Genomic DNA, 17,423 nt, shown 5'->3' with positions numbered 1-17,423 from the left:
AGGCCGCAAAGATCAAAACCCAGATACCGCAAGGATAAACTTTGTTCTCTGCGTAAGGCTCCCTTCATCTGTTAGACAATATTAAAAGAATCATACTTTTTAAAAGTATTAAAAATATAAGATGCATATTACTCACCGACAACATTTTTTTAACCATGTTGCGCAGACTTCTGATTATCCGTTAGCATTAGAAATTGACCGTGCCGAAGGTGTTTATATGTATGGAACCGATGGCAAACACTATCTTGATTTAATTTCGGGAATAGGTGTAAGTAACGTTGGACACAGGCACCCGGCAGTTTTGAAGGCCATTCATACACAACTTGACAAACATTTACACTTGCTCGTTTATGGTGAATTTGTACAAGGTACACAAGTCCAGCTTGCCAAAGCATTGTCGGATACTTTAAATTTTGATTCCGATAACCCCTCACCTTTTGGATTAATTGATAACGTTTATTTTACAAACTCAGGAACTGAGGCCGTTGAAGGTGCTATGAAATTAGCCAAGCGATTCACCGGCAGATCCGAGTTTGTATCTTGTTTCAATGCCTATCATGGAGCAACTCAAGGCGCTTTAAGCCTTTCAGGAGCAGAGTTTTTCAAACGCAGTTTTCGTCCGTTACTTCCTGAAATAAAAAATATAACACACGGATTATTAAGTGATCTTGAAAAAATAACTGTTAAAACAGCAGCTGTCGTTATAGAAATCATTGGTGGAGAATCGGGCGTACGTATTCCTACCCAGGAATATGTTACTGCATTGCGTAGAAAATGTACTGAAGTTGGCGCTTTGCTTATTTTGGATGAAGTTCAGACCGGATATGGAAGAACCGGAAGTTTCTGGGCCTTCGAACAATATAATATTTACCCTGATATCCTTTTAAGTGCTAAAAGGTATGGGAGGCGGTATGCCAATTGGTGCTTTTATGGCTTCCCAGGCAGTGATGGGTGTACTGAAGACCAATCCCATTTTAGGTCACATTACTACATTTGGGGGACATCCGGTGAGTTGTACATCGGCTCTTGCCGCTTTACAGGTAACAATAAACGAAAATTTACCAGCAAGTGCCATAGTGAAAGGAGAACTTTTTAAGTCATTACTGGTACATCCTAAAATAAAAGAAGTAAGAGGAAAAGGGCTTATGCTGGCAGCAGAAATGGAGTCTTTCGAAAAACTGAAACAGACTATTGATCAATGTATTGTGAAAGGCGTTGTTACTGATTGGTTTCTGTTCTGTGATAACTCTATGAGAATTGCCCCTCCCCTTGTTATCACGGAAGAACAGATCCGGGAAGCGTGTGGTGTGATTTTAGAAGTATTAGATTCTGAATAAAAGGTACACACAGAGTAGAAGGAGCTTTCGCGGAGAACGCAAAGAATTAATCCTCCCTGCTTTCTGCGAAAAACTTCTGTTAGTCTGCATGAACCCCTATAAACAAACCCATTATGAAATATACAATCGAAAATGAAAAGCTACTGATATCGGTAAACCTAACAGGAGCGGAATTATGCCAGATACAATCCGTACAAACGGGTAAGGAATTCATGTGGGATGCCAATCCTGACGTATGGGCGAGTTATTCGCCCGTTTTATTTCCTGTAATCGGAGCCATTAAAAATGGTTTTGTAAAATATAATGAAAGGGAATATGCTGTCCCGCGCCATGGAATTGTACGTAATAATCCGAATGTAAAGCTTGTTCGCAAAACCGAAAACAGCCTTACTTTTGGCTTACAATATGATGATGTAACGCTGAAAATATACCCGTTTAAATTTGAATTCCAGATCACTTACACACTCTACGACAATAGAATTATAGTTAGCCATGAGGTTACCAACCATGGTGATGAACCAATGTTATTTTCTCTTGGAGGGCATCCGGCTTTTAAATGTCCTTTGAGTGATGATGAGGTTTATGAGGATTATTACCTGGAATTTGAACAGGTTGAAACTGAATCTACCTGGCTTCTTGAAAAAGATGGCCTGGTAGGAAATCATACCAAACCAATCCTGCATAATACAAATGTCCTGCATTTGAACGGCCACCTTTTTGACCACGATGCACTGATATTCAAGACATTAAAATCTACTCAGGTCAGTTTGCGCAGTACTAAATCCGGACAAGTAATCACTTTACATTATGCCGATTTTCCCTATCTTGGAATATGGGCAAAACCGAATGCAAATTTTGTTTGTATTGAACCCTGGCTTGGTATAGCAGACAATGCGGACTCAGATCAAAATCTTGAAAATAAGGAAGGTATATTGAATCTGGAATCAAAAGCTGTGTTTAAAGCATTGTATTCCATTGAGATCAGCGAGTAGTAATTTTAAAATAATCTTCACCAACTATAACATATAAGTTAAAAAAATTGGAGTCCTTTGCGCGTTTATCTGACACCAATTTTAATTTTCCTGTATAATGAAAAAATGGATCTCCGGACTCCTTTTCGTTTTCTTGTTTCTTACCTCCCAACAAATCTTTGCACAACGTTTTCTGATGGATCTGGTTGATACGACCAATCACATGGGAAAAGGAATGTTATCTATTTACGAAAGATATAACCGGTTGAATGTCAGCGGATACATGCAGCCACAATTCCAGTATACTAAAAATGGAGGAATAGAATCTTTTAGCGGTGGTAATTTTGCCCCAATGTCTAACAACCGGTTTATGATTCGCCGTGGTCGCTTGCGGATTGATTATGCTCATTTAAATGAAACAAACGAGGTTACTACTGATTTTGTATTTCAGTTTGACGGAACTGAGCGCGGGGTAGCTATCCGCGATTTTTGGGGAAGGTTTTATGAAAATAAATACAAACTTTTTTCAGTTACAACGGGGATGTTTGCCCGCCCTTTTGGCTACGAAATAAACCTCGCCTCTGCAAACCGGGAATCACCCGAAAGAGGAAGAATGTCTCAGATTCTGATGAAAACAGAAAGGGATATTGGAATTATGGTGACTATAAATGACCGTAAAAAAGGGAGTAAATGGGGCAAGGTAAAACTGGATGTGGGTGTATTTAATGGTCAGGGTGTGTCTGGCCCGGTTGATTACGACAGTCATAAAGATGTTATTGCCAGGTTAAGCCTGAAACCAACCAAATTTCATGTCTTCCACGGAGTAATTTTATCTGCGGGTTTGTCTGGTTATGCCGGTGGTATCACAAGCCAGTCGAATATTTTATATAGTACTAAACAGATTTCTGACGGTTACCAAACTGTACGTGATTCGGCGGCTTCTAATTATAGAAAAATTTCTCCACGCAATTATTCCGGTGCCGACTTCCAGTTATTATTTCCTAACAAACATGGACATACAGAAATCCGGGCGGAATTTATAAAAGGTAAGCAAACGGCTACACTGGCCAGCAGCGAATCTCCGGGTATCTACCCGGTTACAAATGGAATAAAAGATCCTCTTTATTTGAGAAATTTTGACGGAGCATATTTTTATTTTCTTCAAAACCTCTGGAGTACCCAGCACGAATTTGTAGTAAAATACGATTGGTATGATCCAAATAGTAAGGTTTCCGGAAAAGAAATTACGGATAACATGGGATTTGGAAAAGCCGATTTACAATACAACACGCTTGGTTTCGGGTATGTTTATTATGCTAATTCGTCCTTAAAATTCATGCTTTATTACGATTTTGTAAAAAATGAAAAATCTGGTTTGTCCGGATTTTCAGATGATATTCCTGATGATGTTGTTACTTGCCGGGTACAGTACAACTTTTAAAAAACTGCGTTAAAATATTTTATACTTTTCTGGCATCGTTTTTGTGCTTTGGCCTTCAAACTAAAACTGTCACCGCCATGAAAAATAACTATTTACCAGCTGATCATCGTCCAATACTTTTCACAGACCAGCAAGGGATTCAGCACGAAGGGATCTATAATATTGACCTCAAAGCCTTTATTGAACTCATTGGCAATGATGAATCCGGCGATGCTGGAAATAGTTTTATGGAAAATGAGATAATAGAATGGGAATATCTGGAAAGCAATAAAAATCCTGATTCCGATTTAATGGTCATTTTTTAGAACCTGTATCCGGATTGCACAAATTCGTCATTAATTATAAATAAGCTGGTAATACATGGAAAATAGGCAAATAATACACTCTGGTGTTCAAAAAATCTTTCAGAACCTGTTTTTTATCCCTATTATTGAGTTAAATGGAATCTAAGAATTAATGAAAATTTTCCAGCAGGTATTTCAGTTGAAAGAAAGGAAAAGAGGATTTCATCTTATTACAGGCGAAGTTACTTATGCCTTGCCACAGATTAATGAGATCAATACGGGCATGTGCCAGGTTTTTATTCAGCATACTTCTGCTTCCCTGACCATTAACGAAAATGCAGATCCGACCGTCAGGATGGATTTTGAAATGTATTTTAATAAAGCTGTTCCTGAAAATGATCCGGATTATCAGCATGACGACGAAGGATCAGATGATATGCCAGCACACATTAAAGCATCCATGATGGGAAGCTCGGTAATGATCCCGATTCGAAACGGAAGATTAGCTATGGGTACCTGGCAGGGAATATATTTGTGCGAACACAGGAATTACGGAGGTGCAAGAAGTTTTGTGGTTACAGCCTGGGGAGAATAATTTTGAAAGACAATTCCGGCCAAACCGTAAAAATTAAATTGGATTTACTACTATAACTATATCTCTGCCGATGAGCAAAATAACTGCAAGTATCCGTTTTATGTTGAGCGATAATGAACAACTAAGTGAAGGAATTGATGACAATCTCCAAATCAGCCAATATACTTTTGCAGAATGGACGGAGTTCCCTTCACGGAAATTTTTAACGGTTGGAGAATATTTTCTTTTCAATGAAGAACAATATGTGATTGATACGATATATACCAATTTGGATTTAGTGCCGAACCCGGACGTTCCTGACCCTAAATCAGGAAATGACCCCGTTCTTACGGTCAACTATTATGTAAGTAAAGTTTAGACAAAAACATCCGCTGCATGGTAAGCAGCGGGTATTTTCATGTCCTGATTGTGATTTACATATATTTCATAGCCGGATAATCAAGTAACCTACGCCACAGCGCGATCTGACCAATTACGTTTGCCTCCCGGTAACTGCAGAAACTAACAAGATCATAAAAGGTCATTTTTTGATCAGATCCCATATCAATTTCATGGTTAAGCTGGTTTTCCGTAGCCTCGGCCAATGCACTTCTAAGGACAGGTGTGATTTTTTCAAAATCTTTTTTATATGATGCTAATGAAGGGTAAGTAGCATCATCCTGAATTCCTTTGTTATCCTTAAAGAGCTCATTTGCCTCCTGCTTCATCTCTATCCCGAGTTCATTCGCCAGGTCATAACGCTGCTGAACCAGGCTACCCGTAAGCCATGCAATATGATTCGCTTTGGTATTCAATCTGTTATGTGTATCATTATCTGAAATACCGTCCAGCACATTATTAAAAAATGTAGTTTGCATATCGTATAACACAAGTAATGAATACAATTTGCTGTTTGTGATTATTTCCATCTGATGATAGGTTTAGTATTTTAAGAATTTTTAACTACTCCCATTACCAATTTCGATTAAATTAGGTAACAGATTTTTATCCTTTAATTTTTAAATCAAAAAGGAACGCATTAATCCAATAAAGCTATAAGGATAATCCAAACTCAATGGATTACAGGGAGAAGAGAGTTTACAAGATTTGCAAATAAAAACATTTGCAACAAACAGTGTAACTGTTTATGATCCTGATGTCATAACGGATAAAATATTACCCGCAGGATCTTTAAACCAGGCAACAGCATGACCGTCACTACGGGAAATTTGATCCTCACCGGTTTTTAAATCTGGCATATTGTAACTTTCAAAAATTACACCTCTTTTTTTAAGTTCATCCACTGCTGTTTCAATCTGTGGGACTGAAAAATTGAGAACAGTAAATGTTGCAGGAGAATGATCTGGTTTTGGATAAACTACGATGTCATTTCCACCCTTAAGGTGCAATTGGAGTAATCCCATTTCCTTTTCTTCCGAAATATCAACCTGAAGTACTTCTCCATAAAATTGTTTTGCTTTTTCCAGGTCATTTACTGAAAAACTGCTAAATGCTTTTGTGTCTTTGAACATAATATATTGGTTTAGTTTATTTATTAGCCCGTACAGGCTTTCTACATATTTATCTCAAAGACAATTAAATTTTTCAATTCCGGACAAAAATTTTATTTTTTTGAAATATTTATAAATTCTATCTTTCTGCCTAAAATTTGTTCATTCCAAATCTTCGTTTTTCCTGTTCACTGTCAGGATTTTACTGGTTTTAAACCTTCCTTTAACTTTTCAAATGAAACCTTATATTTGGCCGGGATCTTATTTAAATTAACCTGAAAAACTTCCCCCCCAACTTCCAGATAATCGCATGTAACATCACGGCTCAACGTATCTTTGTCTTCTTCTGAACGGATAGACTTCAGCAATTGCTGAAATTCGCCATCCGTCCAATCCACTTCCGTAGTAGCTTCTCTTGTAACAGGCAGTAAACCACCCAGTCGCTGCAATTTTATTTTCATTGTAATTGATTTTACACTTTCGCTTCGTTCCAACCATCGGTCACAGCTTTGGCTTCCAGGCTGCCATTACCAAAAAGTGATTCCGCTTTTTGGATTGTCAGTGTCTTTAAATCGGTAAAACTAGCTTCGGGACTTAGCTGAGCTGTATCGGTCAGGGCGGCATACCAGATCCTGCCTGCCTTTTCCCACGAAAAACCACCCATATTAAAGGCCGCTACGTAAAAAGCAAAATTTGTAATTCCCGAATTAATATGGACACCACCGTAATCTCCTCTTTGCGTATCAGGCAATTGCATGAAATTATCAAAAGTAGCAGGCTGTGGATCAGTACCAAGATCGGGATGATTAACATAAGCAGTACCAGGTGCTTTCATGCTTCGAAGTGCATATTTAGCACCTTTCAGTACTTTCTCTCCGATCAGCCATTTTGATTTTTTAACGTCCTGATTTAAAAGGCGTTGCTTGATCATAATACCAAACACGTCCGACATCGATTCGTTGAGTGCACCACTTTGATTATGATAAACCAGATTTGCCTCATATTGTGTGACACCATGAGTCAGCTCATGTCCGATAATATCAGGATCGGCAGTAAAACTTCCAAAAATAGAACCATCGCCATCACCGTAAACCATGCGTCTTCCATCCCAGAATGCATTGCTGTATTTGTTATCGTAATGAATATAGTGTTTCAGGACAAGACCCAGATTATTGATGGAATTACGTCCAAAGATCTCGTAGTACATATCCCAGGTTGCAGTCCCTGCGGCAACTAAATGTTTAGTGTCAGCATCTTGTCTTCCTTTTGCTTTGCCATTGTCCCAAACCAGTTCCGCCTTGGACATATCAGTATCATGGTTCATGTCGAATACCTGCATTTTCAAAGCGGGTGTTTTTAATGCTCTGCCAACCGGGCTCAATACTGCCCGCTGTGTTTCGTTGAGTTTTGCAAAAAGGCACGGTCATTACGAAAGCGCGAACTCCGCAGTTCATCATTTACAATAACCGGCAATTTTCTTGCGCTTGCCTGATCAAGCAGTTTATCACTTATGTATGGCGGAACCACACATTGGATAGGATTATGTGAAGAATGCTGACACATATTATTTTCCATTTGAAATATTTACTGTTTACATTCTGAATTTACTAAACCATTTCAGGTTTTCCAAAAGATCAAAACTGCCATTTATTAACCGGCAACTTCGAATACAGTGTAGCTGTTTCCAATCAATTTAAAATGCCTGGAATTCTTTGCCTGGAGATTAAAGTGTTTTCCAGATTAGATTTTCAGTATATTTTGGCTACCAGAAAAATGAAGCTAATTTGCTGTTGAACAGTAATTTATATTGCCATTCCTCATAAATTAAAAAAGAGACCATCCAAAATTGTCAGCATATCTATGCCAACAATTTCAGTAGGTATCTTTGATCAGGTTGATCAAGTGTAATATTTCTTTTGGAAGATTTTCTTGGTATTAAATAATTAGTAAAAACTAAATTCTATCCCAGAATGCAGGCGGCTCAATACCCAATGAGCGCAAATAAACATATCCTTGTCCACGATGATGAATCTCATTGTCAATCAGATACAATAAAATTGAATATACAGAATCTTCGTACTGGCCAAAAGCCACATCTGTTTCTTCAAAACGATTTTGAGGAATTTGCGGCCAAATTGTGTCGATTTGGTCAGTAACCCAATCCCAGAGATTAAGTATTTCCCGTTTAGTTTCCGGCGCCTTTGTATGAGAATTTAAAATTGGTTTTTCAATGCTTGTCCAGTTACCCGTTTGAATACCACGGATTCCCGGCGCCGCTAAACCAATCATTTCCATTACTTGTTCTGCGAAAGGCCGCATCCCTCCTAATGAATAATTATAGAACTCGTTTTCGGGAAATGCTTCTATTACTTTTCGGGTCAAGCGGCGATGTCCCTGCCAATGATTCAGAAATGCCTCCGTAGTAATGAAGGGGGATATAAATTCTTTCTGATTTGACTGAAGACTGGTATTATCCATGAACTGTTTTAATTAGATGTTAAAAAATAACACCACAAATAAAACAGGTGCAAGTGACAACCCTATGTCAGTAAGTATGAATAATATTGGTAAGCTCTAATTTGAAAATTAGCGGTTTGGTCTCCTGACCGGCATGTTGGCGGGACTTATTCTTCCTGTCGGTTTTGGCTGACGATCCCGGAAAGGTAATGCATCTGTCGTATTTGTATATACTTTGGGCACCTGTCCCGTATTGACCGGCAAACTTTGCTGCTGAACGCTTTCGATTTCCTGTACCGTTGTTGCTGGCTGCACTTCTCCATTAACCACAGGTGTAGCATTTTGAGAGCTGATAACAGTCGTTTGCCCATCCGTTGCTACTGGAACCTGTGTTTGTGCAGGAGTCGTATTTACTTGCTGCTGAGTAACAGTTCGTGTGGTTTGTCCGGTTCTAACCTGATTTACCTGGCCAGCTGGTGCAACCTGCGACTGCCCGGAAGCGGGTTGTTGTACTGGTTGCGTAATGATTTGGGCAAATGTCGTTCCGGAAATTAATAGCAAGCCTGCAATATTCGATCTTAAATGTTTCATTCCTAAATAGTTTTTAATTGTATGTGATCAATAAAGATTGTAAAGATAGTTATACCCTGTACACTTTTACCTATAAAAACCATTCCATTATGTTGTACAATGGAATGATATAAAGCTTCTATTATTAAAGTATGATACGAATCAGAACATAAAAGCCTTGCGGTCTAATTCTATTACAAGCTTATGTTTCAGGTATCTGCTGTGAAACTTTATTTCAAATAATGGACTTGCTACCTTTAAGTGGACATTGAGTTAAGTGAAACTTTTATAACTTAACACTTATGTCTGGAGAAAGAAGAGTATTTGACAAGGAGTTCAAACTGATGAGCGTTGAACTAAGCAATAGCCGCACAGACCTTGCTGCACTGGCAAAAGAATTGGATGTTCCACCTGCTATGCTATACCGCTGGCGTAGAGAGTTTTCTGCGAAACAAAACGGTAGTTTTCCTGGCAACGGAAAGGTGATTTTAAGTGAAACGGAACAGGAATTGGCCCGGCTAAGGAAAGAACTCCGCGACACACAACTTGAACGAGATATCTTAAAAAAGGCTGTAGGCATTTTCTCCAGGAGCGATGGCAAATATTCGGGTTCATAAAGGATCACCGGAAAATATTTCCCATTGAGAAAATGTGCATGGTTTTTAAGGTAAGCAGAAGCAGGTTTTATACTTGGCTGAGCAATAAACTATCGGATACAGCTATTGAAAATCAGACCCTTATCGATAAAATAATTGTTATTCATGGGGATAGTAAACAAACGTACGGAAGCCCCAGGGTCACTCAGGAATTGTACAAACTGGGGGTGAAAGTGTCCCGTCCAAGGGTCGCCAGACTGATGAAGAAAGCAAAAATAAGAAGTATTGTCAAGAGAAAATTCCGTGTCACAACAGATTCTGAACATACATATCCGGTTGTAGCAAATAAGCTTAACAGGCAATTTAAAGTAGAAAAAATAGCTACTGCGTGGGTGTCTGACATCACATACATTAAAACGACGCAAGGTTGGCTATATCTCACCATAGTACTGGATTTAGCTGACAGGAGAGTAATTGGATGGGCGCTTAGTTCAACAATGAAAGCTATTGATACTGTGATACCTGCGTGGAAAATGGCTCTGAAAAATAGAAGCGTAACCTGTGAATTAATTTTCCATTCGGATAGGGGAATTCAATACGCCTGCAACGAATTTAAAAGTTTGCTGGACAAAAGCCCACTGGTAATAAGAAGCATGAGCAGAAAAGGAAATTGTTGGGATAATGCGGTTGCTGAAAGTTTTTTTAAGACCTTAAAAGCAGAATGTGTTTACCAAAATACTTTTATTAATAAACACCAGGCAGCAATAATTGTATTTGAATATATTGAAACCTGGTATAATAGAAAGAGGCTTCATTCTGCCCTCGGGTACATGTCACCAAAAGAATTTGAAGAACTTTTAAATATGCAGAAAATTGCGGCTTAACATTTTGTCCTCTTTATTGTTGCAATTCCATAAAGAATGTGAAAAATTTGAGATCTTTTCCAGATAAAATGGTGATTTGAGTTCTACTCATTTTCTTATTGACCTAACTTCAATCAAACCCAGCATTCCGTATAATGTAATGCAGATCATCTGTTTTAATGTTTTTATCTTCAAATTGGTTAATATCCATCAGGCGTTTAGCTACAACTTTACACTTTGTAGTTTTACATTTATAAAGCATTTAGTTACAATGTAAATAATTTTTTGGTGATTTTAACATGATTTGTTAGCCAATAAAGTATTGCAATCGAAAAATATTATTCCACTAAATTAAAATAATCATAGAATAAAAATCGAGGAAAGGCTAAATTTTACTACATTTAAGAATCATGTATTTTCTACAACTTTTAGTAGCAAAAATTTAAATATTCTTATTATCCTTAACAAACTCAGTTTTATCTATGAAATTTTTACTCAAACTAGTTTTTGTCAGCGCTTTGTTTGGCTTAATGGCAGCAAAATCAGACGATAGCCTGCGAAATGACCGATCGGCCTTGGCCACTCAGGTAAGTTGTGGTAACAGAATCTGGACAGATGGTGAAGAACTTGGAGTATTTCAAGACAAAAAGGTATGGACATATATTCACGAAAACAGGATATATATTAAATGGGATGGAAGCCCGCTTAACGCATTTGACAACACTGGGATCCTATACCATCTTTCCAATAACAGATTCCCTGCGGCAGGAGATCAGGTGGTCGGAAACTGTGTGAACTCCGGAGATCCGAGCACTATTAATAACGGTTATTTGCAACCAAAGAACAGCAACGGAGCAATTCCATGTAATGGAAAACCAATCGCCAATAATACGCTGATAGGAACTTATATTGGCGGCGACAGAGTTAAAACTTTCCAATATGCCAGGATAATCAATGAAAGGCTGCGCATTAATTTTCACCGCGAAGGAACTGAATTAAATCCAAACCAATTAGGGATGGGACTCATTCAGCCTACTATAAATGGTGAAAATGGAAGTATTATGAATTTCCCTTTAAACTACCTGGAAGTTACCAGCTGTTTCTGGGGTGAGGAACCGAAACCTGCAACCCCGGTTGTTACTGCACCAGCCTGTGCATCCGGCCCCACATTGGCAAATGTTACAAACATTTCGAAAACCGGACTAAGGTTTACTTTTTCGGGTACGAGTATTCCCAATGTCAAATGGAGAATTAAACTGAATAATTCGGAAGTAAGATCAGGTACAAGCGGGCAACTATCCAATGCAACAACAGTCAATATCGTTTACGGTTCATTATCAGCAGGCAATTATTTGTTGGAAATTGAAGGTGGTGATTGTACATCGTCAGTAAGCTCCCAATCATTTACTATTACAGAACCCGCTGCTCCTGCTTGTGTAGGCGGACCATCAATCACTTCGGTAGCCAACATTGGATCTACTAGCCTGAAAGTAAATTTCAGTGGAACGAATATCGCTACAATTGCATGGAAAATAAAAAGCGGATCAACGGAATTGGCGACTGGTACAACAGCAACTTCTGCAAACAGTGCCACATTAACATTCAATAATATAGTCAACGGAACATATTCGTTGGAAATTCAGGGAAGCAGCTGTACTTCCGGAGTAAGTTCACAAAACTTTACTATCGCCGCCAATTGCGACAGAGGCCCGTCATTGCAGGGAATTAGTTCGGTAACAGATGTGGGACTTTCCTTTCTTTTTGATGGAAACGGAGTATACGGTATCAACTGGAAAGTTATGCAGGGAAGTAATATGATGCGTCAAAATAGTGTTGCCCCTCAAAGTAACCGCCCGGCTATAACTTACGCAGCCTTGCCAAAAGGCGAATATACCCTTCAAATTCAAGGTGGAACATGTATTTCAACTGTTAGCGCTATGAATTTCAGTGTGGACGGAGCATTGCCAATTTATATTGCGGCTTTCGATGCTGCACCTGTTAAAAATGGTATTGCCCTTTCCTGGAAAGTAGTTAGTGAAAAAGATGGTGAGGGATTTGAAATCCTGCGTTTGGATAATGATTTGAAAAATGTTGAGGTAATTGGAAAATTAGCACTTACCGAACAAAGAACAGGTGACTACCAGTTCCTGGATACCCAACCTTTTGCGGGCGCTAATTATTATCAGCTAAAACAAATTGATAAGGACGGTACATTCACGAAAAGCAAAATAGTAACGGCCAGATTTGACCAGATACTTGAAGCCGTTGCCGCACCTAATCCTGCTGATGACTATGTCAACGTTCAATTCACATCAAGAAATTCCGGTGCATCCCAAATCGCGGTTTACAATATTGCAGGAATACAGCTGACAAATTACCAGATTAAAATAAAGGAAGGTATAAATACCCATCGAATGAATGTTGGCAAACTTTCCTCAGGACATTATTTTATTAAAGTTTCCAATGCCGGCCAGGATACGAATTTGAGGTTTGTAAAGGTTAATTAACGGTTTAGATAAAATCAAAAAAGGTCCGTATCCGGTGCTTAACGCCTTGGGTACGTACTTTTTTCAAAAACAACCGGTTTCTTCAAGAAAACGGAATAAGCTCTAATGAAGTAAATCTTGAAAATTCAATAAAAAAACTGTCTCTTAGAAATTAGAAATTACCATATAAGGTGTTTTTCTATTTAAGGCAACTTCATGATTTTCAAGTCGTCAAAGGATAATTCCAAACATCGCGTTGCTGGTCCCTTTGGCTTTTTATGTTATCGTGCGCCTCTTTTAGAATAGTTTTTTGTGACAAAATGAGTTGTTGCAGATCAGCTGGCAGTTCTTCAGCTTTTAAAGCTTCGGCGTATGCTTCCTGTGCTGCATCTTCTCCCGCTTCTGAATTTTCCAGCACTGCTTTTCTGTTGTCGCTGGAAAATGTTGCCCTGATATTCATCCAAACTCTGTAAAGTTTTCCAGAAAATAGAGTTCCATCGGCAGGTTGCCCGCCGAGTTTTATTACTTCGTCAGTCAGTTGGGAAATGAATCCTCTGCTGTCATTGATATATTTCTGAAATAATCCTTTCAGGTCAGTTTCGATGTTATCAGTTTCTTCATAGGATTTTTCGTATCCTGCAATGCGGTCATTATTGATCAGGATCAAATCATTCAAGGTTTCTATTACTTCTGATTTCCGTTCCATAATATCGTTTTGTTTTAAATCCGATCATAAACACTTATGTCAGAAAGACTTATCTTATTATAATGAGCTATATTTCATTATATCTTACTGCTGCCTCATCACTTATTGCAGCAACACGTCCATTGGATGATTCCGATTCGCTTTCAAAACCTTTTTTAGTTTCGGTATCCGAGCTTTTTGGAAGAAACCGGTTGACAACCTGGGATAAAGATGTAATTACTTCAGGCATCAAACCCTGGACAGCAATTGCTACTTTCGCCGTTTGCGTAAGAATCACTTCTTTTTTGCCATTCTCAACGGCTGTTATTATTTGTTTGGCTGCCATTTCAGCTTTTTGCGAAAGTATAGGTGAGGAAGCTGCAATTTTAAACCATGCATATTCCGCTTCATGATCTCCTTTAACAATTACATTTCTTGGACTTCCGGTCTGCATTAAATTTGGAATCACAGTAGTTACCTGGACATTGTCCTTTTTTAATTCCACGCATAAACCCTCAGAGAGCCCAACCAATGCGAATTTACTGACGCTGTATGGCAGTAAATGTGGAACTGAAATTTTACCTCCAATAGAACAGATATTTACAATTTTCCCACCTCCACGAATGCCAAAATATGGTAAAACAGCTTTAATGGTATACAAAACAGCCCAGAAATTAATATCCATTACCCTTTCATATTCCTCAACTTCCATGACATTTTCAGGCCCAACTGAAATTGTACCGGCATTATTGATCAATACGTCGATTTTTCCAAAATGCCTGACAGCTGTATCTACCATAATCCTGACATCGACCTGGTTTGTTAAATCGGTTTCCATTGCTAATACCTCCGCTCCTATTCCTTCAAGTTGCTCTTTTGCATTTTGAAGTTGCTCGCTTGTTCGTGAACAGATCACCAGTTTAGCACCTTTTACAGCCAGTTCTCTCGCCAATGCAAGGCCTAGCCCGCGCGAACCTCCTGTAATTAATACTACTTTATTGTGCCAGTCATATCTGGTCATTTCTTTATACACACTTTTTGCAAAGGCGTACACGCCCAATCCCACTGCTGTGACTAAAGCATTTTTGACAGAAATGAGTGATGCTTTATTTTTTGAATCTTTCATATTATTAAAAGTTACTGAATTCTTAAATCAAGCATATTTGATCTACAAAGCCAGTTCCATAAACTAGTTGCCAGCGTTATACTATTTCTTAGGCTGCGTTGTTTTTGTATGGGTTGTATCCACATCGTGCAGCTTACTGGTCGAGTCTGAATTAAGATTGGACTGGTTGGATGGATAACCGGCAACCTTATCCTGATTATCTTCATTAACACCCATCGCACTACGGCTTTCCGCTTTGGAACTGTCATTCGCGGTCGTTTGGGAATCGGATCCGCTCTTGCTATCACTGTCATTTGTTTTACCGCATGATGTGAAAATAAAAAGCGTTAACATACTAGTTATTGCAATACTATTTTTTAAAGTTTTCATATTAATGGTTTTTAGTAATTTCAATCGGGTTGTAAAATAATTATACCTATCTTATTTTCTCCTGGTATTTATTACAAGTTATTTTCCCTAATTGATAATATTGAAGTTTTCGTCAGAATTCAGCGCTTTGGTATAAATATGGTAAAACAACTTAAAATTAATTTACGCTATGAAACCACTTTCTCATCTTTTTATAACGTTTGTTTTATCCGGAATCAGCGTTATTTCCTATGCTCAACAATCCGGATCAACGCTATTGAAAAATGTTTCACTGATTGACGGAACGGGATCTGTTATCCAAAAAAATGTAGACATCCTTATTCAGGGTGACAGAATTTCCCGCATTCAAAAAGGAATTACAAATCCCACGGCAACTCAAATTGATCTTTCCGGCAAAACCGTTATTCCTGCACTCATTTCCGCTCATACGCATGTCGGAACCTTAAAAGGAAATACTTCGGATGAAAAAAATTACACCAGGCAGAATATTTTGAGACATTTAAAACGCTATCAGGATTACGGTATTAATTCTATTCTGGTCATGGGAACGGATCGCCAGATAATCTTTGAAAATGGCCTGAGGGATTCTACAGTAACCGGCCTACTACCTGGCGCACGTTTGTTTTCTGCCGGTTACGGGTTTAATACGCCCGACGATAATCCAGCATCTTGGATGAATCTGCTGCTTCGTCCTAAAACACCGGAAGAAGTGCCAGCTATGATGGAGAAACTTGCACTGCTAAAACCAACCGTGGTGAAGATATGGGTGGACGATCATGGCGGAAAAGCCCGGAAAATGAAGCCGGAAATATACAAAGCCATTATTAATGAGGCACATAAAAGAGGAATTCGCGTTGCTGCCCATTTATTTTACGCAGAGGATGCTCGCGCACTTGTCAATGCGGGATTGGATATTATTGCACACAGCATTCGTGATAAAGAAGTTGATACTGAATTGCTTCATTTAATGAAACAGAAAAATGTGATCTACATTCCTACTCTGGCTTTGGACAAATACCTATTCGCTTATGCAGAAAAACCAGAATGGATCAATGATAATTTTTTCAAAACTTCACTTGAACCGGGTGTTTATGAAATGATTACCTCAAAAGATTATCAGGATAAAATCAAGACTTCCCCTGATTTTGAAAAGAATAAAATGGCCTCAAAAATGGGGATGACAAACTTAAAAAAGATTTATGACACCGGAATAACCGTTGCGTTAGGAACAGATTCCGGTGCTTTTCCAATCCGTGCTCAGGGATTTTCAGAACATCTTGAAATGGAATTAATGGTTCAGGCGGGATTGACTCCAATGCAGGTTATTTCAATTGCTACTTTAAATGCTGCCAAAGCATTGCAAATCAATGATAATCTGGGATCGGTGCAGGTTGGCAAAAAAGCTGATTTTGTTATTCTGAATGATAATCCAGAACAAAATATAAAGAATTCGAGAACTATCCGGTCTGTTTGGAAAGACGGAAAAGAAGTAAGCAAGGCAGCTGCTGAAAATTAAAATAAATAGTTGGAATGGAACACGATAATGAAAAGGAAGAACTTTCTGACGGCACTGGGATTTGCATCGTCTGCTATATTATTAAATAATAAAGCTATGAGTATTGAAATGTCTGATCCTGAAAAGCATTATTTTAAAGATGACGGCAAGATACCCAACAGTAAATATCCGTTGTTGCTTTTCAGGAATGTTTTTGCTGTAAGAGGAAATGATGCAGCAAATTGGCTGGAAAAGCATTTCGCCAAAAACAACTGGACAAATTCCTGGCGTAACGGCGTGTTTAGTTACCATCATTACCACAGTATTACACATGAAGTATTAGGGATTTACGAAGGAAGTGCGCTTGTAAAACTGGGTGGAGAAATGGGCAAAGAAGTAAAGGTTGAAGCCGGCGACATTATCGTTATTCCCGCAGGTGTTGGTCACAAAAAACTGTCATCTTCCGCAGATTTTGCCGTTGTCGGAGCCTACCCAGATGGTAAAAATTATGATATATTAAAAGGAGAATCCGGTGAAAGACCAGCGGCAGATCAAAACATTGCGGCTGCTCTAATTCCGGATTTTGACCCATATCTTGGCTCAAATGGCGGTTTATTGAAAATATGGCGTTAGATTGGAGCCATATTCGAGCAAAACC

The 17,423-nt window shown here is 38.6% G+C and carries 19 protein-coding genes and 1 pseudogene; 10 read left to right on the top strand and 10 right to left on the bottom strand.

Features of this window, described 5'->3' with window-relative positions; translation table 11 throughout:
* The first annotated feature begins 121 nt into the window (after window positions 1–121).
* The 6 genes and pseudogenes from KZC02_RS29150 to KZC02_RS29125 all read left to right on the top strand — a co-directional run bounded on the left by KZC02_RS29150 (window position 122) and on the right by KZC02_RS29125 (window position 4,986).
* Window positions 122–1,337: pseudogene (locus tag KZC02_RS29150) on the top strand (aspartate aminotransferase family protein).
* Between the two features lie 113 nt (window positions 1,338–1,450).
* Window positions 1,451–2,329 carry an aldose 1-epimerase family protein gene (locus KZC02_RS29145; protein ID WP_221391882.1) on the top strand — a complete coding sequence of 293 codons (879 nt, stop codon included), beginning with the start codon at window positions 1,451–1,453 and terminating at the stop codon, window positions 2,327–2,329.
* A 97-nt stretch (window positions 2,330–2,426) separates the two neighbouring features.
* Window positions 2,427–3,749, top strand: a complete 1,323-nt coding sequence (locus KZC02_RS29140) for a porin (protein WP_229253882.1) — start codon at window positions 2,427–2,429, stop codon at window positions 3,747–3,749.
* 77 nt (window positions 3,750–3,826) lie between these two features.
* A complete protein-coding gene (locus KZC02_RS29135) occupies window positions 3,827–4,054 on the top strand; it encodes a hypothetical protein (RefSeq protein WP_221391881.1) in 228 nt (75 codons plus the stop codon).
* Window positions 4,055–4,205: 151 nt separating this feature from the next.
* Window positions 4,206–4,628, top strand: coding sequence for a secondary thiamine-phosphate synthase enzyme YjbQ (locus KZC02_RS29130; RefSeq protein ID WP_221391880.1), 423 nt, complete (start codon window positions 4,206–4,208; stop codon window positions 4,626–4,628).
* A 70-nt stretch (window positions 4,629–4,698) separates the two neighbouring features.
* A complete protein-coding gene (locus KZC02_RS29125) occupies window positions 4,699–4,986 on the top strand; it encodes a hypothetical protein (RefSeq protein ID WP_221391879.1) in 288 nt (95 codons plus the stop codon).
* Between the two features lie 55 nt (window positions 4,987–5,041).
* Here KZC02_RS29125 and KZC02_RS29120 read toward each other — a convergent pair whose 3' ends face one another.
* The 7 genes from KZC02_RS29120 to KZC02_RS29090 all read right to left on the bottom strand — a co-directional run bounded on the left by KZC02_RS29120 (window position 5,042) and on the right by KZC02_RS29090 (window position 9,166).
* Window positions 5,042–5,536 carry a DinB family protein gene (locus KZC02_RS29120; RefSeq protein ID WP_221391878.1) on the bottom strand — a complete coding sequence of 165 codons (495 nt, stop codon included), beginning with the start codon at window positions 5,534–5,536 and terminating at the stop codon, window positions 5,042–5,044.
* Between the two features lie 216 nt (window positions 5,537–5,752).
* Window positions 5,753–6,139 carry a VOC family protein gene (locus KZC02_RS29115; RefSeq protein ID WP_221391877.1) on the bottom strand — a complete coding sequence of 129 codons (387 nt, stop codon included), beginning with the start codon at window positions 6,137–6,139 and terminating at the stop codon, window positions 5,753–5,755.
* A 173-nt stretch (window positions 6,140–6,312) separates the two neighbouring features.
* Window positions 6,313–6,579, bottom strand: coding sequence for a hypothetical protein (locus tag KZC02_RS29110; protein WP_221391876.1), 267 nt, complete (start codon window positions 6,577–6,579; stop codon window positions 6,313–6,315).
* Between the two features lie 11 nt (window positions 6,580–6,590).
* Entirely contained in the window at window positions 6,591–7,457 is an 867-nt protein-coding gene (locus tag KZC02_RS29105; protein ID WP_221391875.1) for a M4 family metallopeptidase, read from the bottom strand.
* A gap of 38 nt (window positions 7,458–7,495) precedes the next feature.
* Entirely contained in the window at window positions 7,496–7,693 is a 198-nt protein-coding gene (locus KZC02_RS29100) for a hypothetical protein (protein ID WP_221391874.1), read from the bottom strand.
* A gap of 378 nt (window positions 7,694–8,071) precedes the next feature.
* A complete protein-coding gene (locus KZC02_RS29095) occupies window positions 8,072–8,596 on the bottom strand; it encodes a DinB family protein (protein ID WP_221391873.1) in 525 nt (174 codons plus the stop codon).
* A gap of 108 nt (window positions 8,597–8,704) precedes the next feature.
* Window positions 8,705–9,166, bottom strand: coding sequence for a hypothetical protein (locus KZC02_RS29090; protein WP_221391872.1), 462 nt, complete (start codon window positions 9,164–9,166; stop codon window positions 8,705–8,707).
* Between the two features lie 281 nt (window positions 9,167–9,447).
* Between KZC02_RS29090 and KZC02_RS29085 the strand changes: the two genes are divergently transcribed.
* A protein-coding gene (locus KZC02_RS29085; protein ID WP_221389931.1) for an IS3 family transposase occupies window positions 9,448–10,625 on the top strand; the annotation gives its coding sequence in 2 pieces (ribosomal slippage) (window positions 9,448–9,718 and window positions 9,718–10,625; 1,179 coding nt in all).
* Between the two features lie 461 nt (window positions 10,626–11,086).
* Window positions 11,087–13,111, top strand: coding sequence for a T9SS type A sorting domain-containing protein (locus tag KZC02_RS29080; RefSeq protein ID WP_221391871.1), 2,025 nt, complete (start codon window positions 11,087–11,089; stop codon window positions 13,109–13,111).
* Window positions 13,112–13,313: 202 nt separating this feature from the next.
* Here KZC02_RS29080 and KZC02_RS29075 read toward each other — a convergent pair whose 3' ends face one another.
* The 3 genes from KZC02_RS29075 to KZC02_RS29065 all read right to left on the bottom strand — a co-directional run bounded on the left by KZC02_RS29075 (window position 13,314) and on the right by KZC02_RS29065 (window position 15,270).
* Window positions 13,314–13,796: a PA2169 family four-helix-bundle protein gene (locus tag KZC02_RS29075; RefSeq protein WP_221391870.1), complete on the bottom strand. Its 483-nt coding sequence runs from the start codon at window positions 13,794–13,796 to the stop codon at window positions 13,314–13,316.
* Window positions 13,797–13,863: 67 nt separating this feature from the next.
* Window positions 13,864–14,901, bottom strand: coding sequence for an SDR family oxidoreductase (locus KZC02_RS29070; RefSeq protein WP_221391869.1), 1,038 nt, complete (start codon window positions 14,899–14,901; stop codon window positions 13,864–13,866).
* Window positions 14,902–14,982: 81 nt separating this feature from the next.
* Entirely contained in the window at window positions 14,983–15,270 is a 288-nt protein-coding gene (locus KZC02_RS29065) for a hypothetical protein (RefSeq protein WP_221391868.1), read from the bottom strand.
* Between the two features lie 169 nt (window positions 15,271–15,439).
* Between KZC02_RS29065 and KZC02_RS29060 the strand changes: the two genes are divergently transcribed.
* Together KZC02_RS29060 and KZC02_RS29055 are read left to right on the top strand one after the other, a co-directional pair.
* Window positions 15,440–16,786 (top strand): amidohydrolase family protein, encoded by a 1,347-nt coding sequence (locus KZC02_RS29060; protein ID WP_221391867.1) that lies wholly within the window; start codon window positions 15,440–15,442, stop codon window positions 16,784–16,786.
* Between the two features lie 27 nt (window positions 16,787–16,813).
* Window positions 16,814–17,398, top strand: a complete 585-nt coding sequence (locus KZC02_RS29055; protein WP_229253881.1) for a cupin domain-containing protein — start codon at window positions 16,814–16,816, stop codon at window positions 17,396–17,398.
* The last annotated feature ends 25 nt before the right edge of the window (window positions 17,399–17,423 follow it).

Origin of the sequence: Dyadobacter sp. NIV53, assembly GCF_019711195.1 — a bacterium.
Taxonomy (GTDB): domain Bacteria; phylum Bacteroidota; class Bacteroidia; order Cytophagales; family Spirosomataceae; genus Dyadobacter.
The sequence above is the reverse complement of the archived record's forward strand: the minus strand, read 5'-3'. Positions and strand labels throughout refer to the sequence as shown.